Below are 26,411 nucleotides of genomic sequence, written 5' to 3' on the forward strand. Positions count from 1 at the left end.
CACCAACCTGGCGAATCGAAACCGGCGAATCAGACAGAACGACCTGAACATTGATCAGATGCCCTCTTAGGGCACGCGAAGGGCATGCAGCCCTCAAATTGGACTAGACAAGAAACAAACCCCAGGTCGCTGACCTGGGGTTTCATCGTGGAGCGGGTGACGAGAATCGAACTCGCACTCTCAGCTTGGGAAGCTACGGCGCTTGGGCGGCCGAATAGCTTCTGACCTGGGCATATATAGCCGAGCGCGGCGCCCGAAGGTGCAGGATCGCACCGCTGTTGACCGTGGTTGACCGGCCTTACGGGCACGCTATGGGCACGCCGTCCGATCGGAGTCGCCGGGAGCCCCTCCCAGTGGCTGAGGAGTTGCCGAGCCCTGGAAGCGAGCGCTGGGCGGAAGGGCGCCATTGCAGGAGCGCACGGAGGAGGGTTCAGCGGCGGCCGAACAACTCGGGCTGGAGAGGGGTCGGAGAGGCTCCAGCGATGCGGGCCTGCTCGGGGTGAACACAGCCGAGGCGGAAGAGCGGGCCGACTTCAGGGAGGGGGGTCGAGAGGAGGTGTCGGTCATCCGGTCAGGCCGCAGTGGCGGGGCGTGGAGTGCCGTGGAAGACCTGGCTGGTGTGCCAGGCGCGGTGGTCGGCTGCGACAGGGTGTGCGCCTGGCTGTGGGCCGATGAGCGGACGGCCGGCGAGGGCGACGACGTGCTCGCGGGCGGCGGGGCTGTGGCCGACGAAGTGCTGGGAGACGAGTATGCGGTGGCCGTCGTCGACTCCGAGGACGCCCTTGTCGAAGAGCTTGTGGTGGAGCGAGCAGAGGCACAGCCCGTTGTCGACGTCGTCCGGTCCGTCGAAGGCCCACCAGCGTACGTGTGCGGCTTCCAGCCCGACCGGGACCGTGCCGATCCTGCCGTCGTAACCGCAGAAGGCGCACCGGTACTCGTAGGCGGTGAGGACCAGTTCGCGCATGCGCCGGTCCCGCTGTCTGCGGGCGGGCACGAGGTGCCCGGTCTCCGCGGGCTCCAGTTCCAGGCCGACGGCTTCGCACAACTCGCTGTGGAGCGAGGGCGGGAAGTGCAGGTCGAGCAGTAACCGCGCCATCCGTCCCAGCAGTTCGGGTTCGCCGCGCAGGGCGGTTCGGAGTTCCGGTGCGAGCCGGCCGGTGGCGCCCGTCTCCCGGAGGACCCGCACGCCGGTCCCGGGGCTGCCGTGCCCGTGGTCGGTACGCACTTCCCACACGCCGTCGCTGACGAGGTGGTGGAAGGGGTAGGCGGGCGTTGTCCTGTTGGGCGGGCCGTACTCGGTCAGCAGACTTTGCAGGTCCTTCTCCACCGCGCTGTAGCGGAGTTCGCTGTCGGCGTCCTGCTGGAAACGGCCGAGGGCGTGCAGGAGCAACAGCGGCTTGTGCGGGGCGCGCGTTCCGCCGCTGGTCCACTGCCTGAGCTTCGCGATCCGCCCGAGCCAGTCCATGGCCGGTGATCGTAGTGAGGTTTTGAGCTGAGTGTGTCGGAGTCCCGATCGAGCGTCGCTGGAGCACGTGGGCCGAGGACGCGGCAGGGGAGGAGGCCAAGCCGGTGTGCTCCTTATAGATATCGGGGATCGTCGCGGGACTTCATGGCAGGAACGGCGCTCGATTCTGAGGAATCACCTATCAGGGGAAATCAGCTGATGGGCTGTCAGGCACGCTGCTAGCGTCACGATCGTCACGTGGGCACTCAAATGCCCCTCCCGCCTCAAGCGCACAGGACGACCGTGAAGATCAAACGCGTTCGCATCGAGAACTTCTGCTGCCTGCACAAGGTGGACGTGTCCTTCGAAGACATCACCTCCTTCATCGGGCCGACCGGGGTCGGCAAGTCCACCGTGCTGCGTGCGCTCGACTGGTTCTTCAACGGAGAGAAGGGTGTCGCCCTCAGCGACGACGACATCCACTCGGCGGCCGAGGGCGGCCGAATCTCCGTGGAGGTGGAGTTCGACGGACTCACCGATCACGATCGCCAGACTCTCGGGCGGTACGCGCCCGACGGCGTCGCGAGCGTGAGCATCTGGCGTACCTGGCAGAACGGCGAGGACAAGATCACGGGCAAGGCGCTCGCGTACGGGCCGTTCGAGGAGGTGCGCAAGAACGAGAAGGCCATGGAACTGCGGCGTGCCTATGACCAGTTGAGGGAGAGCGATACGAGCCTGGGGCTGTCGGCCGCCGGGACCAAGGACAAGGTCCTGGAGGCGATGCGCACGTGGGAGTTGGCCAATCGCGACCGTCTCACCGAGGCCGAGGTCGAGGACACGCACTTCTTCGGCTTCGCCGGGCAGAGCAGGCTCGCCCAGCTGATCGACTTCGTGTTCGTCTCCGCTGATCTGCGGGCGTACGAGGAGGCCGACGATCAGAAGGCGACCGCGCTCGGCCGCATCCTCGACCATGCCGTGGACCGCTCACAGGCCAACGAGCAGCTCGGCGAGATCGAGGAGAACGCTCATCTGGCCCGACAGGAAGTGCACAGCAAGGTGTACGGCCCCGTGCTGGACGAAGTGTCGGCCGCGCTCTCGGCGGAGGTCGCCAAGTTCACCACCGGACGCGAGGTGGTCGTGACCCCCACGGTGCAGGCGCCGAGGCCCGCCCGAACCACCTTCCAGGTGAGCATCCGGGACGGCGCTGCCCATACCTCGGTGCACCGGCAAGGGCACGGCTTCCAGCGCGCCCTGATCATCGCGGCGCTGAAGTACCTCGCCGACCGCAGGCGCTCGGCCGACGGCATGCGGACGCTGTGCCTGGCCATCGAGGAGCCCGAGCTTTTCCAGCACCCGCCTCAGGCGCGGACCTTCGCGAAGGTGCTCCGCGAACTGGTCGCCACCTCGCCGCAGGCGCGTACTCAGGTCATGTACGCCACCCACAACCCGGTCTTCATCGACCCGAAGGGGTATCACCAGATTCGGCGCCTGGGCCGCGCTGCCGGCGAGGGACACCCCGTCACCGAAGTGTGGCAGGCCACGGAGGAGGACCTGTGCGGGGCCTTGGACGGCCTCGTCGACAAGAAGGTGATCAGGAGCAGGACCGAGGGCACGCTGAGCGGCGCGCTGGCGGAGGGCTTCTTCGCCCATGCCGTGGTGCTGGTCGAGGGGCGCGGGGACGAGGGAGTGATCACCGGTTGCGCGGACCGGTCGGGGATCAACCTGGGGGCGGAGGGCATCAGCGTCATCGAGGTCCACGGCAAGGACAACCTCATGATCTCTGACGCACTCTTCAGCGCCCTGGGCGTGCCCTGCTACGTCGTGTTCGACGGCGACGCCGGCATGGAGGAGCGCAAGCGGGCGTCGGTGCAACACCTCATCCCGCAGCAGCGGCAGGACAAGGAGCAGGAGTTCGAGCGCCAGGCACGGAACAACCGGACCAAGAACGCTAACCTTCTGCAGTACCTGGGTACGACGCCCAATCCCCAGCCTGCCGACGACTCGACCGGCCGCTACACCGTGTTCGAGGACACCCTGGAGACCCACCTCGACCAGCACTGGCCGACCTGGGAGGAGCGCAGGCGGGAACTCGTTCGTGCCGGCGAGGGCGTCGACGGGAAGAACGCGGCGACGTATCTGGAGACGACCCGAACGGTCGTTACGGAGCCCTCGTTCTTGCTGCACGCCCTGCTGGAGAACGTCCGTACGCTGACCGGGCGACGGTAGCCAGCCGGCTCCCTCACGCGGGCTCGCGGTTCCAGGCCGGCCACAGACCCGACGCGGTGGCGGGGTGCCGACTTGGCCGTACTGGCGACGGAGGCCACCTGTAGCCAAAGCTGCAAGCACAGCAGGTGAGGACCCGGCGGGAGCCTTTCGTCTGACGCGGTCGGCTGCCGGGCTACGAGATTCAACCCGTGAGGGGTTGCCCCCAACACGCTTGCCAAGTCTTCGCCTGGGGGTTCGGTGGGGAACGGGGGCGTTCTGACCTGGGGTGGAAGGGGTGGTGGTGAGGGTTTCGGAAGGCGCTGGACGGGGGCGAAAGAGACCAGAACTGAGACCCAGCTCTTCCGGATCCTGCTGGTCAGAAGCGTCCTCGTGCACCAGGTTGTCAGCGTGGCCGTGCGGCTCTCACGACGTCCGATGCCGTGCGCAGGCGCCTCAGAGCGCAGGCCGTCACGGTGGCGGCCCCGAACACGTAAACAACCACGGGTGGTCTCGCCCCGTAGATCCTCGTCCGTTACTGTTCCACAGCGGTCCGGTTGCCCTGAAACGGGCACACTGGAATGGGGCCTGGGGAGAGGAGGTGGATCATGGCGGACGTTGACGCCTTGATCAATGCCTTCCTTGACGAGGACACCCGCTTCTCGGTGCCGCTGTACACCCAGGAAGCTGCGGCGAGGTACTTGCACACTCCTGCATCCACATTTCGATCGTGGGCGCGCGGCTACCACAACCACTTCCCGAATCGCCCGGACGTCGTCGGAGACCCGCTGATCACCTCTTCGGGGGATCCGCGACGGGGCGCATCCATCCCCTTCATCGGGCTTGCCGAGGGCATGTTCCTGTCGGCATTGCGGGCAGCAAACGTGCCCATGCAGAAGATCCGCCCTGCCCTGGAGCTGGTCAGCGACCAGCTCGGTGTGGAGCACGCGTTGGCGTCCAAGCGCCTGTATACCGATGGCGCGGAGCTGCTCTACGAAGTCAGTGACCATCTGGACGGCGACGAACGCATCGAGCCTCGCAAGGTCATTGTGCTGCGCAATGGGCAGTACGTTTTCCGCGAGGTCGTCGAGCGCTACATGAAGCAGATCAGCTACGACTCCGACGGCGTAGCCGGCTATGCCAACCGGGTACTACTGCCTGGTTGGGAGGTCGCGGAGATCGCGGTGAAACCGGCGGTCAACTTCGGGCAGCCCTACTTCGTCCACAACGGCACTCCGCTGTCGTTGATCGAGGACGCGCTCAGAGAAGGCGTTCCTTGCGACGAGGTGGCCGCCGGGCACGGACTGCCCGATGACCAGGTCGCCGAGGTCGATTACTACCTCCGCATCGCCGTATGAGCGGTCTGCCGCCGCTCAGGCTCTTCCTGGACCGCAGCACCAACGGCGACGACTTCGTCAAGGGTATGAAGGACCTGTGTCCCGACACTGTGTCCATCGGTGAGAAGTACGGCGTTAAAGCTGCCGAAGACGTGCAGGACACCGTGTGGCTGGCCGAAGCCGCACGGGAAGAGCGGATCTGCGTCGGAGCCGACAAGAAGATCCTCTCCGGCTCGCGTCCTTTGGAGATCGCTGCGGTTCTGAAGCACCGAGTCCGCTACCTGGTGTACGCCAACAACAACCTGCGCACTGTCGATCAGCTCAGGCTCTTCAACAGCCTTCTGCCCGACATCCGGGAACTGACAGGTACGTCTGGCCCCTGGGCCTACACCATGGCTCAGCATGGGCTGAACCTCATACCTCGTGAGGAATTGGAACAGCGCCTCATCCGTGCCGCCCAGCGCATGGGCATACACCCTGGTTAAGACCTCGTGTCGGCGAAGGACGCTGGGAAGTCGGGGGCATGGCGGTCGGTGGGGCAGGTGCCCGCGGTCGAGGCGGTACGTTGACCGGAGTCACAATTGGCTGATGCCGGATAAGCCCCAAGCTCGGCCGAGGCTTTTCCGGGAACGGAAGTGCCAGGCCAGGTCGGTTGGCTGTTTCTTTCCGACGAATGGTCGGGAAAAGCACAACTCGGTGAGGGTTACGATGACTTGACAGCCTATCGCTTGTCAGGAGTTGATCACCGTGAAAACGTACCTGGTCGGTTCGCGCGCAAGTAATCTGGCTAAGGTGCAGGTTCGTGAATACCTTGCTCCACTTCGCGATCGATTTTCGGGCGTTACATTCACACACCGAGTGATCCTTGAAGGCGGCGACAAGGATCGAAAGTCTCGGCTTTCCGCTGTCTCAGCGATCAGCGGTGGCAGCGCCTTCAGTTCTGAGCAGGAAGCGGCGCTGAGCAGGGGAGACGTGGACGTAGTCATCCATTCTCTGAAGGATCTGCCGACTGCGAACCCGCCTGGGCTGACTCTTCTGCCGCCCCCTGGCCGTGAGGATGTGCGGGATGCTTTGTGCGGCTCCACTCTGTCCGGTCTCCGAAAGGGTGCCCGGGTAGGAACTGGCGCCCCTCGGCGCATTGCTCAACTCCTGGCCGTCCGCCCAGATCTCGAAATCGTGCCGATCAGGGGTAATGTGCCGCCCCGCCTGAAGAAGATTGAGACGATGGGCCTTGATGCGGTCGTCTTGGCGGCGGCAGGACTTCGCCGCTTGGGCCTCGATGACGCAATTGGCGAATTGCTGCCCTTGGGCCAATTTCCGCCCTCGCCCGGACAAGGAGCCCTCGGAGTTCAGGTCCGAGAAGACAGTCCTGAACTCCAAGCGACCCTTTCCAGCGTGGGAGATACGGCCGTCGATGCCCACGTGCGGGCGGAGCGGGCCCTGCTCGCCGAGCTGCACGGTGGCTGCAGCGTCCCGGTGGGGGCGTACGCGCAGACACGGCCGGACGGCTCCCTGTCGCTGTTCGCCCAGGTCACCTCGCTGGACGGTGCCTGGCGGATCGAGGGCACCCTTTCCGGCCCGATGGGCGAGCCGGAGAAGCTCGGTGCGGCCCTGGCTGCTGAGCTGATCGACCAGGGCGCGCGCTCCATCCTTGACGCGATTCGGGGCGAGTCCGCGGTCAGTCGTTGAGGTGGCGGGCGATGTCTAGCGCCGCGTACGTGATGCTGGCCTCCGCGCCGGCCCGCTTGAGCATGGTGAAGAGTTCCACCAGCCGGCGCACGTCCCGCTTGCCGGTCGCGGAGTCCACATGTGAGAGCGTCGTGTACTCGCCCGAGACCGAGAACGGGAAGAGCGGCGCCAGGGTGCGCTTTCTCAGCTCGGTGAGGACGTCGGCGCTGAACATCGCGGGTTCGAGCAGGAGCATGTCCGCGCCGTCGCCGACGAGTTGAAGGGCGGTGTCGATGAACTGCTCGGGCTTGCCGGGGTTGATCTGGAACTCGCGGTCGGAGCCGGCCTGCGGGGTGGCGCCCATCGTGAGCCGGAAGCCGTCGTAGAGGCTGCTCCAGAAGATGACGTGCGGCATGATCGACACGCTCTCGTGCCCGGACGCGTTCAGCGCCTCGCGGGCACCTTTGCTGGTCCCGACGACCATGGAGGCAGGGCCCACGATGTCGGCTCCCGCCGCCGCGTGCGCGACAGCCTGCCGGGAAGTCACGTCGGTGGTGGCGGCGATGTCCGGGCGCCCGTGCCGGTCGGTGACGTAGCAGAAGCCGGTGTCGGTGTACGAGCAGAGGCAGGTCTCCGTCATGACGGCGATCTCGGGTTCCGCGTCCTTCGCCGCCCGCACCGCGCGGGCCATGAGGGCGTCCGGTACGACGGAGAACTCCCCGGCGCCGTCGCGCTGCGTGGACTCGGCGAAGACCTTGACGGACCGGATACCGAGTTGCCGGGCTTCGCGCATCGCGGCGGGAATCTGGCCGACCGTGAGGGTGGGCATGGGACGGTCTGCCTCCTCCTCAGTGATCAGTAACACCAGGGACAGGTCGGCCGGGTCGAGCGGAGGGCCTTCGAGGAAGCGGCGAACCGCCGGACGACTGCGGAGCGGGCTCGTGGCTCCATGGGTTCGGGCAGGTGGCGCGGTGACGCTCATCAGTCCCTCACATTCGTCGGGTGGCGCAATGGGCCCGCCGGCAGGCACAGGGAGATCTGCGGACTGGTGCCTGCCGACGGGGGCTGTGTGGGGCCAGGCGCTCGGGCCTACGTCTGTCCCCGGCGCTTGATGTCCGCGAGCTTGGCTGCGGCGTCCTCCGCAACGTCCGTGCCGACCTGACGAGCGGCTGGGGGAAGCCCTTCGTCCCTGGCGACGCCGATCCCGGTGCCTATCGCGCCGATGAGGTCGAACAGTTCGTCGTCGTCTTGTTCGTGGTTCGCCAAGGTGCCTCTCTTCTCGTGACGGGTGGTGACCCCGTCCCTGCCGTGACCTGTCCTGCTGAGGTCGGGGGAGCCTCTGGTTGGAACGGCAGGGACGGGGGCTGAGGGCCCGCCCAGGGCGCGGCTGTTCTCCTACGCGACATGGGCGGGCGGTCTGTCGAGTGGCGCGCTGGTGGGCCACTGGCCAATGGGGCGAGGCTGCGTAGGTACGGGGCTGGGAGCGTTCTGCCGGCGGACGGCTCGCTCGCTCATCGTGTGGTGGAGCTGTTCGAGCCTGAACACGCACCGCTGGCAGGCGGAGAGCGGGAAGGTCCTTCCTGCCACCGTGATTTCGCCGATCTCTGCCACAGGAACGCCGGTCTGCTCGCACCTGAAACAGCTCCCGCCCTGCCAGCCGAAGCGGCCCCACAGCTCAGCCGGCTTCAGTCCCATTCCGGTTCCTCCTCCGGGAGGTGGGGCAGAGGGGTTCCGCCGACGACGGGCACGAAGCGCACCGGCCGGGCGTGCCAGACGAACGTGTACGGCCCGGCCGAGAGAGGGAGCGTGAACTCCTCGCCGTTCTTCAGCGCCTCGGCGGGCGCCCGCCATCCGTCGGACAGCCAGTCCCAGACGTAGCCGACCAGCGAGGCGTTGACGGCCGAGGCGATGACGCGCATCTGGATGCGAGCCCAGCGGATCGCGCGGTCCGGAGTGGGCATGGTCGCGACCGCGAGTTGCCTGCCGTCCTCCTGGCGCCACTCGCACCAGAACCCCGATTTGGGTACCACCGGTTCCGGGACGGCGATCGTGCACCACGTGCGGGTGCCGTCCTCGCTGGTACCCCAGTCCTCGGCGAGGGCTTCGACGATCAACATGCCCCGGCCGCTCTCCTCGTCGTCGGTCGGGCTCTTCACCTGAGGGCAGCCCGGAGTTCCGTCGGCCACTTCGATACGGACCTCGCCTCGCCAGTACGAGAGGGAGAAGCTGATGTCGTCCGTGTCGCCGTACCGGATGGCGTTGGTGACCAGCTCGCTGATGAGCAGGCTGGCCGTGTCGATGCAGGAACCGATGCCCCACAGCCGGAAATGGGCGGCACTGATCCGGCGTAGTTGCCGCACCCGCTGTGGCACGCGGGTGCATGAGATGACGAAGCGAGCGGGCTGGTCCATGTCTCTCCCCGGACCGTGTACGTGCGGAACCCTTCCGTGTGGCGGAACAGCGCCGGCTATGCCGCCGGAAGTGCTCCGTAATCTCCCGCGCGTCGCTTCGGGAGCGGTTGCACTCTGCAGGGCAAGGGCCATCGCTGTCCTCCGCACGTCACGGGCAGGAAGGTTGCTCCCGGCACGGCACCCTCGGGCGCGTTCGCCGGCTTCCCCTGGTTGCTCGGGTTTCGAGACGACCGTAGGACGGTCGTCTCTCAACTCCCAAGAAGATTGCGCAAGTTTGCAGCAAGTCGATTGACGGCGCTGAATGTCTCGCAGACTATCGAGGTGTCGCGCAAATCGGCGCAAGGCAGCGGACGGGAGAGCAGCCGTGAAGCTACGGTTCCTTGGTAAGAACTCCACCCCCGGAGACAGCCCCACCCTGTACGCCAGTGACCAGGACAGCTACGTCATCCAAGGCTGGAAGGTGTTCGCGAACGACTTGCTCATGCAACTCGACGTGCCCGAAGGCCAGACGGTGATCGAGGTGCCGCCGGAGCTGTTCGAGCACCTGGCGAAGGACGGACACACGACCGGCGAGATCAAGAGCTTCACCGCCCCGATCATGCTCGTCACGGAACAGGACACCTGCATCCTGCAAGGCCCGGAGATGACCGATCCCGAGGCTCTGAGTCAGATGCGGATGCCCGACTATGAGACCTGCATCGAGGTCCCCAAGTCCTCGATCACGGCCCTACTGGAGGAGAACAGTGGACCTGATCACCCCAGCCCAGCGTGACGAGCTGTTCAACAGCTTCGAACGCGACGCCTTCCACCTGGAGCTGAGGGACGACTACGGGTCTCCCGTCGAGGACACCCCCTACGCGCGGTGGCAGCGGGGCGAGCCGGATGACTACGCGTGGCTCAACCCCTGGATGACGCTCATGAAGCGCGTCTCGGACGAGGGCAAGACCGTCCGGCGCGTCCGTGTCGTCACCGAGCCGCACTCCCCGTACGTCGGCTGGGAGCACTCGTTGACCCACCTCAATCTGGAGGCCGGCGAGGACATCCGGTGGCTTCCGCGGCACCGGATGCCGCAGGGCGTCACGTTCCCGGTCGACGGTAACGACTGGTGGCTGTACGACGACCGTCTCCTCGCCGTCGGCCACTTCGACCCGGAGGGACGGGTACTGGGGTCGGAAATCGTCGAGGACCCGGACACCGTGGCCGCGTGCGTCCGCGTGCGTGACCTGCTCTGGGCCGCCGCCATCCCCCACGCCGAGTACAAGCCCTGACCCATCAGTGAATAACCAAGCTCAAGAAGCACGCGAGGCACTGGGTGCCCGGCTGCGCGGATTCCGGAAGGATGCCGGATTCGCGAGCGGCCGGGCATTCGCCGTGGCCACCGGCTGGGCCGAGTCGAAGGTCTCCCGGCTGGAGAACGGCAAGCAGAACCCCAGCGAAGACGACATCCGCGTCTGGTGCATCAAGACCGAACGGCAAGAGCACGCCGAGGACTTGATAGCCACGGTGCGCCACATCGACGAGCTGTGGCTTGAGTGGCGCCGACAACTCCAGACGGGGGCGGAACGACGCCAGCGCAAGGCCCTGCCGGTCTACGCCAAGACCAAGGTCTTCCGCATCTGGCACCCGACACTCATGTGGGGAACGCTCCAGACCGCGGAGTACGCGGCCGAGACCTTCAGACAGGTCGTCGACTACTACGAGATCCCCGACGACGCGGAAGCCGCCACCGCCAAGCGCCTCGAACGCCAGCAATACCTGTACCAGGGCAACCGGATCTTCAACGTGGTCCTCGGCGAGCAGGCCCTCTACACCAACTTCGGCGGCCCGGACGTGATGAAAGGCCAGCTCGACCGCCTGCTAGCAGTGATGAGGCTCCCCCGGCTGAGCCTGGGCATCATCCCCCGATCCGCACCCATCGGCATCTGGCCCGGAAACTCCTTCTCGATGTTCGACGACAAGCTCGTCCTCGTCGAGACCTACTCGGCGGAGTTCTCCATCACCCAGCCCCGCGAAATCGAGCTGTACACCAAGGCGTTCGCCCTCTTGAAACAGTCAGCGGTCTATGGGACAGCGGTCCGAGACCTCATCCTCACAGCCATTCATCATTTCGATCAGATGCCGAACGACTAGGAGAGCAACATGCAGCCCACGACCCCGAACTGGCGTACCAGCTCCTACACAGGGACAGAGAACTGCATTGAAGTGGCCGACAACGACCCGACGAAGGTGATGGTTCGGGACACCAAGGCGCGCGATCGGGGACCCGTAGCCGTCCAGCGAGACAGTTGGACGGCATTCGTCGGGTACGCCAGGCAGCGGTAGCGCTGTGCGGCTCTCGGAGGCGAGAGCCATGGCTTGTGCGGCTCGTCCCGGTGGATGGGGCCGTGCGGGTCCTCGCATTGCACGGTGTCGCCCGCTCCTTCGCCGGGCAGGGCGAGTTGCAGCACCTCTTCCTGGGTGTGGTCGACCTGGAGCGTGGTGTGGGTGATGCCGTAGTCGTGCTGGAGGAGTTCCTCCGGGTCGCGGCGGACGGCGTGGCAGTCGCCGCCAGGCTTGACCAGGACGTGCGCGGAGAGGGCGGACTGGCCGGAGGTGATCTGCCAGACATGCCTCAGTTTTGATCCGCCGTCAGAGGGTCACGATTACCCGTCGCCGACATCGATCAGTGTTGCCGTGGCGGGGTTCGCCGCGTCGGTGGCTGTCCTGCTCCGTGGTCCCGGCGAACGCCAGGCGAACGTTTGTCCACCAGCCGTCGGCGGTACGGCGAATGCGCCCGGCGTACACGCCTCCGCCTCGTACCGTGTGCGGACGCGTGTACGACGTGCGAGGTGCGGGGGCCAACTCGTGGAGTGGTTTAACGCCGAGAACCTGGTGGCGGTGGGCACGGCGGTGCTCGGTCTCGCGGCCTCCGTCGCCGTTGTCTGGTACGAGCGCCGGGTGCCGCGCCGCAAGAGCATCGGCTTCCGCGTTCAGCTGGACACCTCGATAGGCAGCCACGCCCGTAACGGCAGACGGGCCAACGTGCGGCTCGGCCTGTTCAACGACTTCTCCGACCTGGCCGATGCCACCCTCGTCCTGCTGCGGATCGAGAACGACGGTGCTCAGAGCATCGCCGGGGACGACTACACCAGCCGTGGCGTTCACGGCCTCACGGCGGTCTTCACCGGCCGCACGATCCTCGGCATCGCGGTCACCCAGCCCGCCGACGCCGGGCACCTGATGGACCACTTCACCCCGGCCGCGGGCCTGCGCTACGACGGCGACACCCTGTACCTCCCGAAGGTTCCGCTCAACCAGGGCAAGCACTTCAAAGTGCTGGCCCTGCTGACCGGTGGCGGGGTCGGCGACGATGTCGAGGTGACCGGCGGCATCCGGGACGGCGACGTGAAGCGCAACCAGAGCACGACCGTCGACGACAAGCCGCCCCTCTTCAGCCGGCCGGCACGAGTGATCACGGTGCTGTTCACCGTGTGCGTCATCACGCTCGCCTCGATCATCGTCATCCGCAACAACGACGCACCGACGCCCATCGGCTGCGCCACGGGAACCCTGACCGTCACCGGATCCACGGCCTTCGCCCCGGCGGCGGAGAAACTGGCGGAGAGCTACGAAACGGCCTGCCCCGGCTCGGACGTCACCGTGGAGACGCACGGCAGCACCGCCGGGATCCGGGCGCTGGACGCGGCGGGCGCCAAGGCGGCCTCGTCCGGAGGATCCCCGTCCGTCATCGCCTTCTCCGACGGACCCAAGCCGAACGGCTACGCGGAGCTCCGCGAGAACCCCGTCGCGGTCTCCGTCTTCACCCTGGTGGTGAACGACCGGGTCGCGGTGCGGGATCTGAGCCTGGCCGAGGTGCGGAGGATCTACCAGGGCGAGATCCGCAACTGGGAGGTCGTGGGCGGCCCGGACCTGCCCATCCTCCTGGTCAGCCGCGACGCCAACTCCGGCACCCGTGAGGTCTTCCAGCGCCAGGTTCTGAAGAGGAACGAGCCCGCCAACTCCTCCCGGGACTGCCGTACCAAGGACGACTCCGATGCCACGGTCATCCGCTGCGAACTAGACAGCACGGCACAGGTGCTGAGCACGGTGGCCCGGCTGTCCGGCGCGATCGGCTACAGCGAACCGCGTTCCGCCTCGGCCACGAAGGGTTTGCACGCGCTGCGCATCGACGGGCAGGCGGCTTCCATCGAAACCGTCGACACCAGCGGCTACCCCTACCGGGAGATCGAGTACGCCTACACCTACGGCCGACCACCCGCCGACTCGCTCGCCGTGAGCTTCGTCAACTACGTGACCCGCGGCGCCGGGCAGGACGTCGTACGCGACCAGGGGCACTTCCCGTGTCTCAGCCCGGAGGGCCTGCGACTCTGCGCCGCGCAGTGACTTGAGGACGGCTCTGCCCGGGAGGTCGAGGGACCGCCCGGGCAGGAGGAGGGACGGGAGCGGCCTAGCGGCGCTTCTCCTTCCACACCGTCACTACCGACGGCCGCGGAATGCTGCCCGGCCCGTCGGGCCACCGCGAGCCCGGGTTCTCGGCCGTGGCGCCGTCGGTCTCGCCCGGGTGCTGGGGGGCGATCAGGATGCGGTCCTCGGTGATGATCGGGCCGCAGCACTCGGCGCCCTTGGGCATGGTCATGAACTGCTGCACGTGCCCGCGCTCGGAGCCCTTGACCGGCACCGCGAACAGGCCGTCGTTGAAGCCCAGAGCGGCCCCGTCGGTGGCGATCCACAGGTTGCCGTGCGGGTCGAAGGCCACGTTGTCGGGGCAGGAGATCGGGCTGACCTTCGACTTGTCGAAGCCGGCGAAATACGTCGAGGGGTCCTCGGGGTCGCCGCAGACCAGCATCAAGCGCCAGCTGAAGGACTTCGAGGACGCGTCTCCGCGCCGCTCCTCCAGCTCCAGGATGTGACCGTGCTTGTTGCCGTTGCGGGGGTTGGCCTCGTCGGGGCCAGCCTTGCCGGTGGCGCCGCGGTCCTTGTTGTTGGTCAGGGCGACGTACACGCGGCCGGTGGTCGGATGGGGCTCGACGTCCTCGGGGCGGTCCATCTTCGTCGCGCCCACCTTGTCGGCGGCCAGGCGCGTGAAGACGTACACCTCCGCGGCGGTCATCCCGGGCACGTGGGACACCGAGCCCGACGCGAGCGGGATCCATTCGCCGCTGCCGTCGAACTCCCCGTCGCTCGGGAGCTTTCCGGTGCCGTCGATCTCCGCGGCCGGGCTGTCGCCGGTGAACTTGGCGACATACAGGGTGCCTTCGTCGAGCAGCCCCATGTTGTGTTCGCGGGCGGCGCGGCTGCTGCCCTTCTTGTAGGCGTGCTTGGAGACGTACTTGTAGAGGTAGTCAAAGCGTTCGTCGTCGCCCATGTACAGCGCGACGCGGCCGTCGGGGGTCAGGCGGGGCTCGGCGGCCTCGTGCTTGAAGCGGCCCAGCGCGGTGCGCTTGCGCGGGGTTGAGGTGGGGTCGTACGGGTCGATCTCGACGATCCAGCCGTGCCGGTTGGGCTCGTTGGGCTCCTTGCCGATGTCGAAGCGGTCGTCGAAGAGCTCCCACTTGCGCTGGCTGGCCCCGGTCGGCAGGCCGTAGCGGGCCAGGCGTGCCTTCGTGACCGGGTCGGTGACGGCGGCGGCGTTGGCGAAGTACTGGTTGAAGTTCTCCTCGCCCGACAGGACGGTTCCCCACGGGGTGGTGCCGCCGCCGCAGTTGTTCAGGGTGCCCAGGACCGTGCGGCCGGCCGGGTCGGCGGTCGTTTTGAGGAGGTCGCTGCCTGCCGCCGGGCCGGTGAAGCGGATGGGGGTGGTGGCGGTGACGCGGCGGTTCAGCGGGTCGCCGACCACCGGCCACAGACGGCCGGTGCAGTCGTCGGCGCGGACCAGCAGGACCGTCAGGCCGTGTGCCGCCCAGGCGATCTCGACCTGTTCGCGGGTCGGAGCGGCCGGCACGTAGCCGTAGAACATGATCTCTTCGTTGGTGTACTCGTGGTTGACCACGAGCAGCTGGTGGCCGCGGCGGGGTGCGTCCAGCAGGGCCATGTAGTCGGCGTTGTAGCCGAACTGCCGTGCCTGCGCCTTCGCGCTCTGGGCGCGGGCGTCGAAGCGCGGGGCACCGGCGAGGATCGGGTCGCCCCAGCGGATGACGACCTGCTGGGCGTAGCCGGCGGGGATCGTCACGGCGTCCGCCGTGTTCGGCGCCACCGGCTCGAAGTCCAGGCCGCGCGGGGGGCGTCCGCCCGAGGCCGACGTGGCCGGCGCGGCGGCGGCGGGCGATGTCGCGAGCGTGGCGCCGCCGGCGGCCAGGGCCACGACGGCGCTGCCTTTCAGGACGCCTCTGCGGGAGAGGGCCTGTTGCACGATGTCACCGAAGTACGTGTTGAGCGAGCGGTTGGGCGCGTCGTGGGAGCAGGCATCGCCGCAGCGGTACCGACAGGTCAGCGCGGACCGGGCGGTGTTGTGGCCGACGGGCAGCAGGGGCAGGGCGGTGGGTCGGCCTGTTCGGGCGCCGGGCTGATCGGGCACGGTTCCTCCGTACGGAGAAGGACGGTTGGTTCCGGACGCCTGGGAAGATAGGCGACCGTCGATCCGTGACGCTAGGTGCAGAGGACCCGCGGTCAGGTGGCAGAACGGTGAACTCCGATCGAACTCCTGTCCCAGGAGGTGGAGCGACTTTTCCCGCACATGGGGCATCAGTGACTCAGAATGATGTGCACTTGGCGGAAAACTTGCGAAGTGGAATCTCTCCGTCACCGACACGCGACCGCCCGTCACACTGAAACATGATCGATCTATATAGATGACCCGCTATCGTTCATGCTTCTGGGGCTCTCCGTACACCCGCTGTTCATATAGCCTGGCTTCGATTCAAGTGTCCGAAACGGAGCGCACCAGCGCCCTGATCCAGACCGCCGGGGACCCGGCAGACACGAGGATCGAGAGTCGTGAACATTTCCACTTCGTTGCGCCGGGCCAAGGCTCCCCTGGCTCTGACGGCTGCTGTGATGCTTGCTGCGAGCGCGTGTGGCGGTGCCGACGCGGGTTCGGGCGACGGTGGCGGCGACAAGCTGGCCGGGAACATCAAGGTCGACGGCTCCAGCACGGTGGCTCCGCTCTCCACGGCGGCGGCCCAGCTCTTCCAGGCTCAGAACTCCGGGGTCAAGGTCACGGTCGGCACGTCCGGTACCGGTGGCGGCTTCGAGAAGTTCTGCGCCGGCGAGACGGACATCTCCGACGCGTCGCGTCCGATCAAGGACGAGGAGAAGGCTGCCTGCGAGAAGAAGGGCATCAAGTACGAGGAGTTCACGGTCGCCAACGACGGTCTGTCCGTCGTGGTGAGCAAGGACAACGACTTCGTGGAGTGCCTGACCGTCGAGCAGCTGAAGAAGATCTGGGAGCCCGGCTCCAAGGTGAACAACTGGAACCAGGTCGACTCCAAGTTCCCGGACCAGAAGCTCGAACTCTTCGGCGCCGGCACCGACTCGGGCACCTTCGACTACTTCACCGACGCCATCAACGGCGAAGAGGGCGCCTCCCGCACCGACTACAGCCCGAGCGAGGACGACAACGTCACCGTCCAGGGCGTCTCCGGCTCCAAGGGCGGCCTGGGCTACTTCGGCCTCTCCTACTACGAGGAGAACCAGGACAAGCTGAAGGCCCTGAAGATCGACGGCGGTGACGGCTGCGTCGCGCCCGACACCAAGACCGTCCAGGACGGCACGTACAAGCCGCTGTCGAGGCCGCTGTTCATCTACCCGAAGGCCACCTCGCTGGACAAGGCGGAGGTCGAGGCGTTCGTCGAGTACTACGTCGAGAACAACGCCGACATCGCCAGCAAGGCGCAGTTCGTGCCGCTCAACGCCGAGCAGGAGACGGAGCTGAAGAAGGACCTCGAAGCCCTCAAGGCCGCGCACAAGTCATGAGTTCTCCGAGTGTCGAGCGCAAGGCCGCTTCGGGAGGCCCCGGCTTCCTGAAGCGGTCCCAGCCGCGCTACGGCGAGAAGGCCATCAAGGTTCTCCTGTTGGCCGCCTCCCTGGTCTCGGTGCTGACCACCGTCGGCATCGTCATCGCCCTCATCCCGCCCGCCGGCGAGTTCTTCGGCAAGGTGAGCTTCGGCGAGTTCATCACCGGCACCAACTGGGCGCCGCTGTTCAAGCCGCCGCACTTCGGTGTCCTGCCCCTGGTCGGCGGCACGCTCATGGTCACCCTCGTCGCCCTGTTGGTGTCCGTGCCGCTGGGCCTCGGCGCGGCGATCTACCTGAGCGAGTACGCCCACCCCCGGGTCCGCACGATCTTCAAGCCGATCCTTGAGGTGCTCGCCGGCATCCCCACCGTCGTCTACGGCTTCTTCGCGCTGAAGGCCATCACCCCGCTGCTCCAGGACATCTGGCCGGCCGGCGAGGGCCCGCAGGTCTTCAACGCCCTGGCGGCCGGATTCGTCATGGGCGTCATGATCATCCCGACGATCGCCTCGCTCGCCGAGGACTCCATGAACGCTGTCCCGCGCGCTCTGCGGGACGGTGCGTTCGCCCTCGGATCGTCCCGGATGCAGGTGTCCACCCGGGTGGTCTTCCCGGCCGCGCTGTCCGGCATCGTCGCCGCCGTCGTGCTCGGCATCTCCCGGGCGCTCGGCGAGACGATGATCGTCGCTGTCGCCGCCGGCGGACGGCCCAACCTGTCCTTCAACCCGCTCGAAGGCATGCAGACCATGACCGCGTTCATCGCCGCTGCCGGTATCGGCGACCTGCCGACCGGTTCCACCGGCTACCAGACGATCTTCGCGGTGGGCGCGCTGCTGTTCGTGATGACCCTGGTGATGAACCTCGTCAGTATTCGCCTGGTCCGCAAGTACCGGGAGGTGTACGAGTGATGAGTAACGTCATGGACCGAGACGTCAGCGTGGCGGACGAGCCTGGAGCGCCCCGTCTCAAGGGCAAGGGCACCCCGTTGCGGGAGCGGTTCTTCCAGCTCAGCCTGTGGACGTCGCTCGCCGTCGGCGTGGTTTTCCTCGCCTCACTGCTCGTCTACGTCGTCGTGGAGGCGTGGCCTCGGCTCGACTCGCGGATCTGGACGAACTTCCCCGACATCATCGACCCGTCGAACGCCGGCGCCCAGTCGGCGATCATGGGCACGCTTTGGATCATCGCCTTCACCGCCGTGTACTGCCTGCCCACCGGCATCCTCGCCGCCATCTACCTGGAGGAGTACGCGGATCCCAACCGCTGGTGGAACCGCGTGATCGAGATCAACATCCAGAACCTGGCGGCCGTTCCGTCGATCGTCTACGGCATCCTCGGGCTCGGCATCATCTCCCGCGGGCTCGGCTTCGGCCAGACCGTGATGAGCGCCTCGCTCACCCTGTCCCTGCTGGTGCTGCCGACCGTGATCATCGCCTCGCGGGAGGCGATCCGCGCGGTGCCGCAGTCGATCCGCCAGGCTTCCCTGGCGCTGGGCGCGACCCAGTGGCAGACCATCTGGCGCCAGGTACTCCCGGCGGCCGTGCCCGGCATGGCGACCGGCTCGATCCTCGCCCTGTCCCGGGCCATCGGTGAGGCCGCGCCGCTGCTGCTGCTCGGCGGGCTGACCTTCATCACCTTCAACCCGACCGGCGTCGAAAGCCCCTTCACCGCGCTGCCGATCCAGATCTTCGGCTGGATCAGTCAGTCCCGGGCCGAGTTCACCGCGCTCGCCTCGGCCGCGATCGTCGTCCTGCTGGTGATCCTGCTGGCGATGAACTCCGTGGCGATCTGGCTCCGCAACCGCTACAGCCGCAAATGGTGACCGCCATGACCCCAGCAAGCGACCGCACCGACATCACCGTCCTCTCCGACCAGGAGGCTTCCATGACTTCTCCCTCCGATTCCGTCGGCGGCACCAGGACCCCGCGGGTCGCCTATCGCACGGCGCCGTCCCTGGACAGCCCGGTCTTCGAGGTCGGCAGCCTGTCGGTGTTCTACGGTGATCACGAGGCCGTACGCGATGTGAACCTGAACATCGGCGAGCGGCAGATCACCGCGATGATCGGCCCGTCCGGCTGCGGCAAGTCGACCGTGCTGCGCTGCTTCAACCGCATGAACGACCTGGTGCCCACCGCCCGCGTGGCGGGGAAGGTCCGGTATCACAACGAGGATCTGTACGGCCGCGAGGTCGATCCCATCGAGGTCCGCCGCCGTGTCGGCATGGTCTTCCAGAAGCCCAACCCGTTCCCGAAGTCGATCTACGACAACATCGCCTACGGGCCCCGGGTGGGCGGTTTCAAGGGCAACCTGGACGACCTGGTCGAGGAGACCCTGACCCACGCGGCGCTGTGGGACGAGGTCAAGGACAAGCTGAAGACCTCCGCGCTGGCGCTCTCCGGCGGTCAGCAGCAGCGGCTGTGCATCGCCCGCACGATCGCGGTCAAGCCGGAGGTGATCCTCATGGACGAGCCCTGCTCGGCCCTGGACCCGATCGCCACGGCGAAGATCGAGGACCTCATGGAGCACCTGGCCGAGGAGTTCACGATCATCGTCGTCACGCACAACATGCAGCAGGCGGCCCGCGTCTCGCACCGCACCGCGTTCTTCACGGCGGACGTGGACGACAAGGGAGTACGCCACGGCCGGCTCGTCGAGTACGACGAGACCGAGCGGATCTTCTCCAACCCCTCCGACCAGCGCACGGAGGACTACATCTCCGGCCGCTTCGGCTGAGAGAGCAGGTCCCGTGTCCGTCCCTTTGCGCGCAACACGTGGAGGAGTATCCCGGGTGACACCCGAAGCACACCGGCCCCAGCCCACTGCCGTGCGGGGCGCAGCCGACGACGAACCGCGCCCGGACCTGCTGCTCGTCGAGCCGGACGCGGATCTGGCGGCCAGGGCCTTGGCCCGTTTCGAGGGTGCGGGCATCCGTACCGTGGTCTGCCACGACGGCGCCGAGGCTCTCCTGCAGGTCGGCACCCGGCACCCGGGTGCGGTCCTGCTCGGTGCCCCGCTGCCGGTGGTCAGCGCGGCGCGGGTCACCGAGCTGATCGCCCGCCTCCACCCGGTGCCCGTCATCGTGGGCGCCGGGCCGGACGGGGCGGAGGAGGCGACGGCGGCGGTGGCGGCCGGCGCTCTCGCCTTCGTGGCCCGCCCGTACCGGACCGAGGAGATCGTCCCGCTGCTCATGTCGGGCCGGCGGGGCGACGGCTCGGCCGAACCGCTGGTCGTCGGTGACATCGAGCTTGATCCCGCGGGTTTTCACGTCTATGTACGCGGCCGGTTGATCCAGTTGCCGGTCCGTGAATTCCTGCTGCTGCGCTACTTCATGGAGCGCCCCAACAAGCTCATAAGCCGCGCCGAGCTGACGCAGGCCCTGTGGGGCACGGCCAGCCTGGACAGCAACACCCTCACCGTGCACGTGCGGCGGGTGCGCACCAGGTTGCGGGAGGAGGGGGGCAGCTGCTGCACCATCGACGCCATCCGCGGCATGGGGTACCGGTTGGAGTGCGAGCCCAAGGGGAGCGCGACGACGTCGTCACCGCCGGGTTCCTCGGAGTAGGGGTCGGCCGGCGGATATCGGGAGGGGAGTGCCCGGTGGCCGAGGAAGACGACGAGGACTCGTACCTCGACCTGCCGGTGTGGGCCACGCGGTACCCCCGGTGGGGCACGGTGCACGGACGGCACCACGTCCCCCTGCTCGGCACGCTCTACCACCGCAAGCCGTGGTACTCGGGGAAGGTCCGGGTCCGGTACCTGCCCGCAGGCCAGGCACAGTGGCTGACCTTCACCACCGACGCGCACACGCTGAGCGAGATCATCACCGCAGCCGACCTGGCCGAGGTGCGGACGCAGATCTCCCTGTGCCTCACCGAGGCGCATCCATAAACGCCGGCCGGCGGGCTGCATGGCGGTGCCCCCGCCGGCCGGTTCACTTCCCCGCGTGCTCCCTCGACCAGGCTTGGGCGGCTGCCTGGACAGCGTCCCAGGGGGAGCCGAGCGGAGGCGTGTAGGACAGGTCGAGGTCGCTGACGGCGTCCACGGTCATGCCGTGGAACAGTGCGGTCGCGTACGTGTCGACGCGCTTGGAGATCTCGGCGGTGCGCCGTCCGACGAGCTGGGCGCCCAGCAGCAGCCCGCTGTCGCGGTCGCCGGTGACGCGTACGGCGATCGGGGTGGCGCCCGGGTAGTACGCCTTGTGGTCGTCGGGGTCGCTGGCGGTCGTCACCGGCGTCCAGCCCCGGCCCGCCGCGACCGCCTCGTGCTCGCGCAGCCCGGTGCGCGCGGCCACCAGGTCGAAGACCTTCACGACCTGCGTGCCCAGGCTCCCGGCGAAGCGCCGGTCGCCGCCGAGCGCGTTCTCGCCCGCGACCCGGCCCTGCTTGTGCGCGGTGGTGCCCAGCGGCAGCCAGGTCGTGCCGAGCATCCGGTGATGGGTGACGACGCAGTCCCCGGCCGCGTACACGCCCGGCAGCGAGGTGCGCATCCGGTCGTCGACCGCGATCGCCCCGCGGAAGCCGAGTTCGGCGCCGGCCTCGGCGGCCAGGGCGGTGTCGGGTCGGACACCGACCACGACGAGGACAAGGTCCGTCTCGCGGGTCAGGGGTGCGCCGTCCGCGCCGGTCGTCTCGACCCGCAGCCGGTCGCCGGACTCGCGGAAGATCCCCTTGACGGTGGTGTTGGTGAGCACGTCGACACCGTGCGAGACCAGCTCGGCCCGTACCAGGGCGCCGAGTTCGGCGTCGACGGTCGGCAGCACCTCGGGCAGCGCCTCGATCTGCGTGACCGCGATCCCGCGCCCGGTCAGCGCCTCGGCCATCTCCAGGCCGATGTAACCGGCCCCGATGATCACGGCGTCGGCGGGCCGCCGCTCCTCGATCGACTGCTGCAGTCCGAAGGTGTCGCCCATGCTGTGCAGCAGGTGCACGCCCTGCTCGGGGCCGAGGTCGGCCAGTCCGGCGATGGGCGGTACGGCGCTGACCGCGCCGGTCCCGATCACGAGGGCGTCGTAGGGCAGTTGCTCGGTGTGCCCGTCCGCATCGCGCACCGTCAGCAGCTTCCCGGCCGGATCGATGTGGGTGGCGCGGGTGTTGATCCGTACGTCCATGCCGGTGGCCGCGAGGTCCTGGGCGGTCCGGTGGGCGAGGTTGGACCAGTGGGTGACCTCGCCGGAGACGTAGTAGGGGATGCCGCAGATGGAGAAGTTGGGGTAGGCGTCGGCCACCACAACGGTGACCTCGCCGGCGGGGTCGAGCTCCCGGGCGCGCAGGGCGGCGCTGATTCCGGCGTCACTGCCGCCGACGGCGATCACATGGGTCACGGGAGAGCCTCCTAGGATGGGAGTGGCGATCTACGCGCCTACGACGCTAAGGACCGCCCCTCACCAGGGCAACTCACGTCCGGTGAACCTCTGTCGACAACAGTTCACGTGCCAGTACGTCGATACGGGCGGCCAGCGCGTCCCGCACCGAGCGCGCGGTCTCGATATCGAGGCCGCACAGTTCCGGCAGCTCCCAGTCGAGATAGCGGCGCCCGGGCCGCACAGGGCACGCGTCTCCGCAGCCCAGGGTGACGACGACGTCGGCGGCGGTGACGACCTCCGTGGTCAGCGGCTTGGGGAACTCGTCGGCAGCGTCCAGCCCCTGCTCGGCGAGCAGCCGCAGAACCACCGGAGCGATCTCCGTGCCGGGTGCGGAACCGGCGGTCAGGACGCGGATCGCGTCACCCGCCCGATGGCGCATGAGTGCCGCCGCGAGCTGTGAGCGGCCGGCGTTCTCGGTGCACACGAACAGCACCTCCGGCACGGGCTTGGGCGACAGGCCCATACCGCGGGCCAGGGCGCCGAGCCGCTGGTCTGCGAACCGCTCCACCAGGACCGGGAGATGATGCCCCACGCGTGCCTTCGCCGACAGCAGCCACGAGCACTCCTCGACATAGTTCTCGACCGTCTCCGGCGAGAAGGCCCTGCTGTGCCGTGCGGCCAGCCGTCGAGTGATGCGCTCCAGCACGGGGTTGATGTCCCGCAAGGGCGGAGCTGCTGGGCGTCCTCGGCCGAGAGAGCTTTGCTCGTCCATAAGCCGACTCCTTCTCGGGAGGGGCGGCTCCCTACTCCCTTCCAGGCATCATAGGTATTTGTCTATGTCTTGCATAGCCGGGCGCAAAGGTGAACGCCAGATGAACATGCCGTTCGAGTGTCCTTCGAACGCCAGCGCGCACCTGCTGCGCGCTTATGGTGAATAGATGGCTGTCACTACATATGGCGCATCGGGGGCCCTGGCCGACGAGGCGAAAACGGACGCGTGCACGCCCGCCCTGGCGTGCCTGCTGATCGACCGCGACGAGGCCGAGCGGCTTGCCGCCATGCTCAAGGCCATCGCCGACCCCACACGCCTGCAGATCCTCCGGATCATCGAGGGCGCGCCCGCCGGTGAGGTGTGCGTCTGTGATCTGACCGAGTGCCTGGGCTTCCGGCAGCCGACCATCAGCCACCACCTGAAGGTCATGAGCGAGGCAGGGCTGCTGAACCGCGAGCGCCGCGGGACCTGGGTCTGGTACTCCCTGAACCTGGACGGCCTGCGCCGCGTCCGCGAGATCCTCGACCCGGCGACGGCAGCGAGCTGACGCCACCTCCCGCACGGAGCGTGAGGGAAATGGGGCAGGGGATCCGATCCATCGCGCGAGGGAAGCTGGGCCGCGTCGAGCGCGTCGGCCGGCAGTCGGTGGAGGGCCCGGTCGGCCCGGTCCGTCGGCATGTTCCCCAGTAAGCGCACCGCGGCTTCAGCGGCCCTGCGACCGCCGCCGCGAAGGGTGACCCGCCGAGTCGGCGCCCTCGGGTATGGCCCCGTCCGTCGGCGCTGCAGGACGGCATCCCGGAGGCGGTGAGCCCTTCGTTCCGCCGTACTGCCGGGCGGTGAGGCCGCGCATACGGCATCCCAGCACAGCCATTCGATCCGGTACGCCGCCTCTGGCGTGAGCGCCTCCGTCGGAGCCGGCGCGAGTCCGAGGAGCCTCGCGCGCCCGGTATTGCTCCCAGTAGGGGATCGGTGCAGCGGGCTCGTCGCTGAACGGCGCACCGGCGAGGACCGACACGCACGCCATCAGGCACATCCCGTACGCCGGGGCACGGCGGTCGCTTCCTGGGTCCGCACGCGGTTCCGGGCAGTCCGTGGGTGATCCCGTGCGCACCGCCGAGGAATTGCTTCGATAGGCAGTCTTTTATATAAGAGAACGCCTATGTTGTTGGGTCGTTCACCCGCCATCGGCCATCAGTGCATCAACTGTTCCTACCTTCTTCGACAGAGCGACGCGTCGGGCGTCGCGGTCGCCGGAGGGGCATGCGCTGGAGACCATCTCCGCGGACATCGACGGTGTGCGGTACCCGGCCGACCTGCGCACCTCGCTCGCCGACGGCACGAACGAGAACGTACGGCGGCCGACCCGCTCCACGCCGGGCCAGCCGCTCCGCCTGCGCCCAACCTCCTCATACCTGGAGCCCCATGACCGGAATACCCGCTGACCGGGCCGCCGCGCCCCTGCGGCGCGGCAGGGGCCGCGGCGACCGGCTCTTCCACAGCGGGGTCACCGCAGCAGGGACGGTCGTCGTCCTGGTCCTGCTGGCCACCGTCGTCTTCATCGTGATCAAGGCGTGGCCCGCCGTCTCCCACTACGGGCCGGGCAGCTTCCTCTCCTCCGACCGGTGGGCGCCGTCGGACGCGGTCGCGAACCAGGCCGACCCGAACCCGTACGGCATCCTGCAGTTCCTCTACGGCACCCTGGTCACCTCGGCCATCGCCATGGTCATCGCGGTGCCGGTGTCCATCGCCGTCGCCCTGACCATCACCGACGTGGCACCGCAACGGCTGCGCAGGCCGCTGTCGGCGCTGGTCGACTTGCTCGCGGCGATCCCGTCGGTGGTCTACGGCATCTGGGGCATCTTCGCGCTGATCCCCGCGCTCCGCCCGTTCGGCGACTGGGCGGCCACCGCCTTCGACGGCATACCCGTCCTCGGCACGGTCTTCTCAGGGCCGTTCTCCGGCGTCTCGTACTTCTCCGCCGGTGTCGTCCTGGCGATCATGGTGCTGCCGATCGTCACAGCCGTCTGCCGTGAGGTCTTCGCGACCGCTCCTTGCGCCGAGAAGGAGTCCGCGTACGCTCTGGGCGCCACGAGGACGGAGATGCTGCGCATGGCCGTCCTGCCGCGCTCCCGCTCGGGCATCGTCGGCGCCTCGGTGCTGGGCCTGGGCCGCGCGCTGGGCGAGACGATCGCCGTGACCATGCTGATCGGCGACAACGTGCTCTCGATCACCAGGTCGGTCCTGGGACAGGGCGCCACCATGCCCTCGGTGATCGCGAACGAGTTCACCGAGGCCAACCAGCCCTTTCACCTGTCGTCCCTGTTCGTTGTCGCCGGATGCCTCCTGGCGCTGGCGCTCGTGGTGAACGCGCTCGGCAGGCTCATCGTCCGCCGCACCGGGGAGAACATCGCCTGATGGCCACGCACTTCGCCTCCCGTCCCGAGGCCGAACCCCGCCCCGGCGGTCCCGGTCTGCGCCGCCGTATGGCCACCGACATGGTCGGCACCGGCGTCCTCTGGCTGGCGACCGCTCTCACGGTCGGCGTCCTGTTATGGGTCCTCGGCTATGCCGCCGTGCAGGGCTTCAGGTACCTCGGCCCGGAGTTCCTCACCAGCACCCCGCCCGGCGACCCCTCGCGGGCGGGCGGGGGCTTCCTCAACGGCATCATCGGCTCGCTGATCGTCGTCGGCCTCGCCACCGTCGTCGCGGTGCCGCTGGGAGTCGGGGCCGCGGTGTACGTAGTTGAGTACGGCGGACGCCTCGCCAGGGCCGTCGACTTCCTCACGGACCTGCTGATCGGCATCCCCGCCATCGTCACCGGCGCGTTCGTCTATGCCCTGTGGGTCACCCGCTTCGGCTTCTCCGGCTACGCGGGCGCCATCTCGCTGGCCTTGGTGATGCTGCCGCTGATCGTGCGCGCGACCGCCGAGATCCTGTGCCTGGTGCCGCGCGACCTGCGTGAGGCCGGCCTCGCTCTCGGCGTCACGCCGGCCCGCACGATTGTCTCCGTCGTCCTGCCGACCGCGATGGGCGGCATCACCACCGGCATCATGCTCGCCGTCGCCCGCGCCATGGGCGAGACCGCGCCGCTGCTGCTGACGGCACTGGGCAACGACCTGTTCGTCGAGACGCATCCGGACCACCGGATGTCGACCCTGTCGCTGCAGATCTTCTCCAACGCGATCACCGGCTTCGAGGCCGCGCAGGCCCGCGCCTGGGCCGGGGCGCTGACGCTCGTCATCCTCGTGCTGCTCTGCACCGCCGTCGCACGGTTCGTCGCCCGCCGCAGCTCTGTGACAGGCGCACGGTGACGTACGGCAACCGCAAC

25 protein-coding genes and 1 pseudogene are annotated in these 26,411 nt (G+C 68.0%); 18 read left to right on the forward strand and 8 right to left on the reverse strand.

What is annotated here, in order from left to right; translation table 11 throughout:
- Window positions 1–571: 571 nt before the first annotated feature.
- Window positions 572–1,465: a phosphorothioated DNA-binding restriction endonuclease gene (locus IEY89_RS15470; RefSeq protein ID WP_189147967.1), complete on the reverse strand. Its 894-nt coding sequence runs from the start codon at window positions 1,463–1,465 to the stop codon at window positions 572–574.
- 282 nt (window positions 1,466–1,747) lie between these two features.
- On the opposite strand from IEY89_RS15470, the gene IEY89_RS15475 reads away from it, so the two are divergent.
- The 4 genes from IEY89_RS15475 to hemC all read left to right on the forward strand — a co-directional run bounded on the left by IEY89_RS15475 (window position 1,748) and on the right by hemC (window position 6,672).
- Window positions 1,748–3,670, forward strand: a complete 1,923-nt coding sequence (locus IEY89_RS15475; RefSeq protein ID WP_189147968.1) for an ATP-dependent nuclease — start codon at window positions 1,748–1,750, stop codon at window positions 3,668–3,670.
- A gap of 584 nt (window positions 3,671–4,254) precedes the next feature.
- A complete protein-coding gene (locus tag IEY89_RS15480; RefSeq protein WP_189147969.1) occupies window positions 4,255–5,004 on the forward strand; it encodes a DUF433 domain-containing protein in 750 nt (249 codons plus the stop codon).
- On the forward strand, window positions 5,001–5,468 hold the full coding sequence (locus IEY89_RS15485; RefSeq protein ID WP_189147970.1) for a PIN-like domain-containing protein: 468 nt from the start codon (window positions 5,001–5,003) through the stop codon (window positions 5,466–5,468). Before IEY89_RS15480 ends, IEY89_RS15485 begins: the two co-directional genes overlap by 4 nt.
- Before the next feature lie 262 nt (window positions 5,469–5,730).
- Window positions 5,731–6,672: a hydroxymethylbilane synthase gene (hemC, locus tag IEY89_RS15490; protein WP_189147971.1), complete on the forward strand. Its 942-nt coding sequence runs from the start codon at window positions 5,731–5,733 to the stop codon at window positions 6,670–6,672.
- Here hemC and IEY89_RS15495 read toward each other — a convergent pair.
- The 3 genes from IEY89_RS15495 to IEY89_RS15505 all read right to left on the reverse strand — a co-directional run bounded on the left by IEY89_RS15495 (window position 6,662) and on the right by IEY89_RS15505 (window position 9,062).
- A complete protein-coding gene (locus IEY89_RS15495) occupies window positions 6,662–7,633 on the reverse strand; it encodes a porphobilinogen synthase (RefSeq protein ID WP_189147972.1) in 972 nt (323 codons plus the stop codon). The two genes, hemC and IEY89_RS15495, sit on opposite strands and share 11 nt — an antisense overlap.
- A gap of 107 nt (window positions 7,634–7,740) precedes the next feature.
- Complete coding sequence (locus tag IEY89_RS15500) at window positions 7,741–7,917, reverse strand: hypothetical protein (protein WP_189147973.1); 177 nt, start codon at window positions 7,915–7,917, stop codon at window positions 7,741–7,743.
- A 419-nt stretch (window positions 7,918–8,336) separates the two neighbouring features.
- Window positions 8,337–9,062 (reverse strand): ATP-binding protein, encoded by a 726-nt coding sequence (locus IEY89_RS15505; protein WP_189147974.1) that lies wholly within the window; start codon window positions 9,060–9,062, stop codon window positions 8,337–8,339.
- 364 nt (window positions 9,063–9,426) lie between these two features.
- On the opposite strand from IEY89_RS15505, the gene IEY89_RS15510 reads away from it, so the two are divergent.
- Genes IEY89_RS15510 through IEY89_RS15525 form a run of 4 tightly spaced genes read left to right on the forward strand, consistent with a single transcriptional unit; the run spans window position 9,427 to window position 11,384 of the window.
- A complete protein-coding gene (locus IEY89_RS15510; RefSeq protein ID WP_189147975.1) occupies window positions 9,427–9,834 on the forward strand; it encodes a hypothetical protein in 408 nt (135 codons plus the stop codon).
- Window positions 9,806–10,330, forward strand: coding sequence for a DUF6879 family protein (locus tag IEY89_RS15515; RefSeq protein WP_189147976.1), 525 nt, complete (start codon window positions 9,806–9,808; stop codon window positions 10,328–10,330). The genes IEY89_RS15510 and IEY89_RS15515 overlap by 29 nt, the downstream gene beginning before the upstream one ends.
- Before the next feature lie 7 nt (window positions 10,331–10,337).
- Complete coding sequence (locus IEY89_RS15520; RefSeq protein WP_189147977.1) at window positions 10,338–11,192, forward strand: helix-turn-helix domain-containing protein; 855 nt, start codon at window positions 10,338–10,340, stop codon at window positions 11,190–11,192.
- A 9-nt stretch (window positions 11,193–11,201) separates the two neighbouring features.
- Window positions 11,202–11,384: a DUF397 domain-containing protein gene (locus IEY89_RS15525; RefSeq protein WP_189147978.1), complete on the forward strand. Its 183-nt coding sequence runs from the start codon at window positions 11,202–11,204 to the stop codon at window positions 11,382–11,384.
- Window positions 11,385–11,416: 32 nt separating this feature from the next.
- Here the strand turns inward: IEY89_RS15525 and IEY89_RS40645 are convergent.
- A pseudogene (locus tag IEY89_RS40645) lies at window positions 11,417–11,671 on the reverse strand (cation transporter dimerization domain-containing protein); the annotation flags it as partial.
- Between the two features lie 235 nt (window positions 11,672–11,906).
- Between IEY89_RS40645 and IEY89_RS15535 the strand changes: the two are divergent.
- Window positions 11,907–13,445: a substrate-binding domain-containing protein gene (locus IEY89_RS15535; protein WP_189147980.1), complete on the forward strand. Its 1,539-nt coding sequence runs from the start codon at window positions 11,907–11,909 to the stop codon at window positions 13,443–13,445.
- A 64-nt stretch (window positions 13,446–13,509) separates the two neighbouring features.
- Here IEY89_RS15535 and IEY89_RS15540 read toward each other — a convergent pair whose 3' ends face one another.
- Entirely contained in the window at window positions 13,510–15,576 is a 2,067-nt protein-coding gene (locus IEY89_RS15540; RefSeq protein ID WP_373287246.1) for a PhoX family protein, read from the reverse strand.
- A 419-nt stretch (window positions 15,577–15,995) separates the two neighbouring features.
- Between IEY89_RS15540 and IEY89_RS15545 the strand changes: the two genes are divergently transcribed.
- The 6 genes from IEY89_RS15545 to IEY89_RS15570 all read left to right on the forward strand — a co-directional run bounded on the left by IEY89_RS15545 (window position 15,996) and on the right by IEY89_RS15570 (window position 20,897).
- Entirely contained in the window at window positions 15,996–16,973 is a 978-nt protein-coding gene (locus IEY89_RS15545; protein ID WP_189147982.1) for a PstS family phosphate ABC transporter substrate-binding protein, read from the forward strand.
- Entirely contained in the window at window positions 16,970–17,920 is a 951-nt protein-coding gene (gene pstC / locus IEY89_RS15550; RefSeq protein WP_189147983.1) for a phosphate ABC transporter permease subunit PstC, read from the forward strand. Before IEY89_RS15545 ends, pstC (IEY89_RS15550) begins: the two co-directional genes overlap by 4 nt.
- Window positions 17,920–18,831, forward strand: coding sequence for a phosphate ABC transporter permease PstA (pstA, locus tag IEY89_RS15555; protein ID WP_189147984.1), 912 nt, complete (start codon window positions 17,920–17,922; stop codon window positions 18,829–18,831). Before pstC (IEY89_RS15550) ends, pstA (IEY89_RS15555) begins: the two co-directional genes overlap by 1 nt.
- A gap of 62 nt (window positions 18,832–18,893) precedes the next feature.
- Window positions 18,894–19,742, forward strand: a complete 849-nt coding sequence (pstB, locus tag IEY89_RS15560) for a phosphate ABC transporter ATP-binding protein PstB (protein WP_189148194.1) — start codon at window positions 18,894–18,896, stop codon at window positions 19,740–19,742.
- A gap of 55 nt (window positions 19,743–19,797) precedes the next feature.
- Window positions 19,798–20,571 carry a winged helix-turn-helix transcriptional regulator gene (locus IEY89_RS15565; protein ID WP_189147985.1) on the forward strand — a complete coding sequence of 258 codons (774 nt, stop codon included), beginning with the start codon at window positions 19,798–19,800 and terminating at the stop codon, window positions 20,569–20,571.
- A 35-nt stretch (window positions 20,572–20,606) separates the two neighbouring features.
- Window positions 20,607–20,897 (forward strand): hypothetical protein, encoded by a 291-nt coding sequence (locus IEY89_RS15570; protein ID WP_189147986.1) that lies wholly within the window; start codon window positions 20,607–20,609, stop codon window positions 20,895–20,897.
- A gap of 43 nt (window positions 20,898–20,940) precedes the next feature.
- On the opposite strand, the gene IEY89_RS15575 is transcribed toward IEY89_RS15570, so the two are convergent.
- Both IEY89_RS15575 and IEY89_RS15580 read right to left on the reverse strand, forming a co-directional pair.
- A complete protein-coding gene (locus IEY89_RS15575; protein ID WP_189147987.1) occupies window positions 20,941–22,329 on the reverse strand; it encodes an FAD-dependent oxidoreductase in 1,389 nt (462 codons plus the stop codon).
- A 73-nt stretch (window positions 22,330–22,402) separates the two neighbouring features.
- Window positions 22,403–23,083, reverse strand: a complete 681-nt coding sequence (locus IEY89_RS15580; RefSeq protein ID WP_189147988.1) for an arsenate-mycothiol transferase ArsC — start codon at window positions 23,081–23,083, stop codon at window positions 22,403–22,405.
- A 166-nt stretch (window positions 23,084–23,249) separates the two neighbouring features.
- On the opposite strand from IEY89_RS15580, the gene IEY89_RS15585 reads away from it, so the two are divergent.
- From IEY89_RS15585 to pstA (IEY89_RS15595), 3 genes are all read left to right on the forward strand, one after another.
- Window positions 23,250–23,630, forward strand: a complete 381-nt coding sequence (locus IEY89_RS15585) for an ArsR/SmtB family transcription factor (RefSeq protein WP_189147989.1) — start codon at window positions 23,250–23,252, stop codon at window positions 23,628–23,630.
- 875 nt (window positions 23,631–24,505) lie between these two features.
- Entirely contained in the window at window positions 24,506–25,498 is a 993-nt protein-coding gene (gene pstC, locus IEY89_RS15590; protein WP_189147990.1) for a phosphate ABC transporter permease subunit PstC, read from the forward strand.
- The gene (gene pstA / locus IEY89_RS15595; RefSeq protein WP_189147991.1) at window positions 25,498–26,394 is read left to right on the forward strand and encodes a phosphate ABC transporter permease PstA; all 897 of its coding nucleotides are present in this window, start codon (window positions 25,498–25,500) and stop codon (window positions 26,392–26,394) included. The genes pstC (IEY89_RS15590) and pstA (IEY89_RS15595) overlap by 1 nt, the downstream gene beginning before the upstream one ends.
- Window positions 26,395–26,411: the final 17 nt, after the last annotated feature.

The sequence above is a fragment of the Streptomyces lacrimifluminis genome, assembly GCF_014646095.1.
GTDB classification, from domain to species: Bacteria; Actinomycetota; Actinomycetes; order Streptomycetales; family Streptomycetaceae; genus Streptomyces; species Streptomyces lacrimifluminis.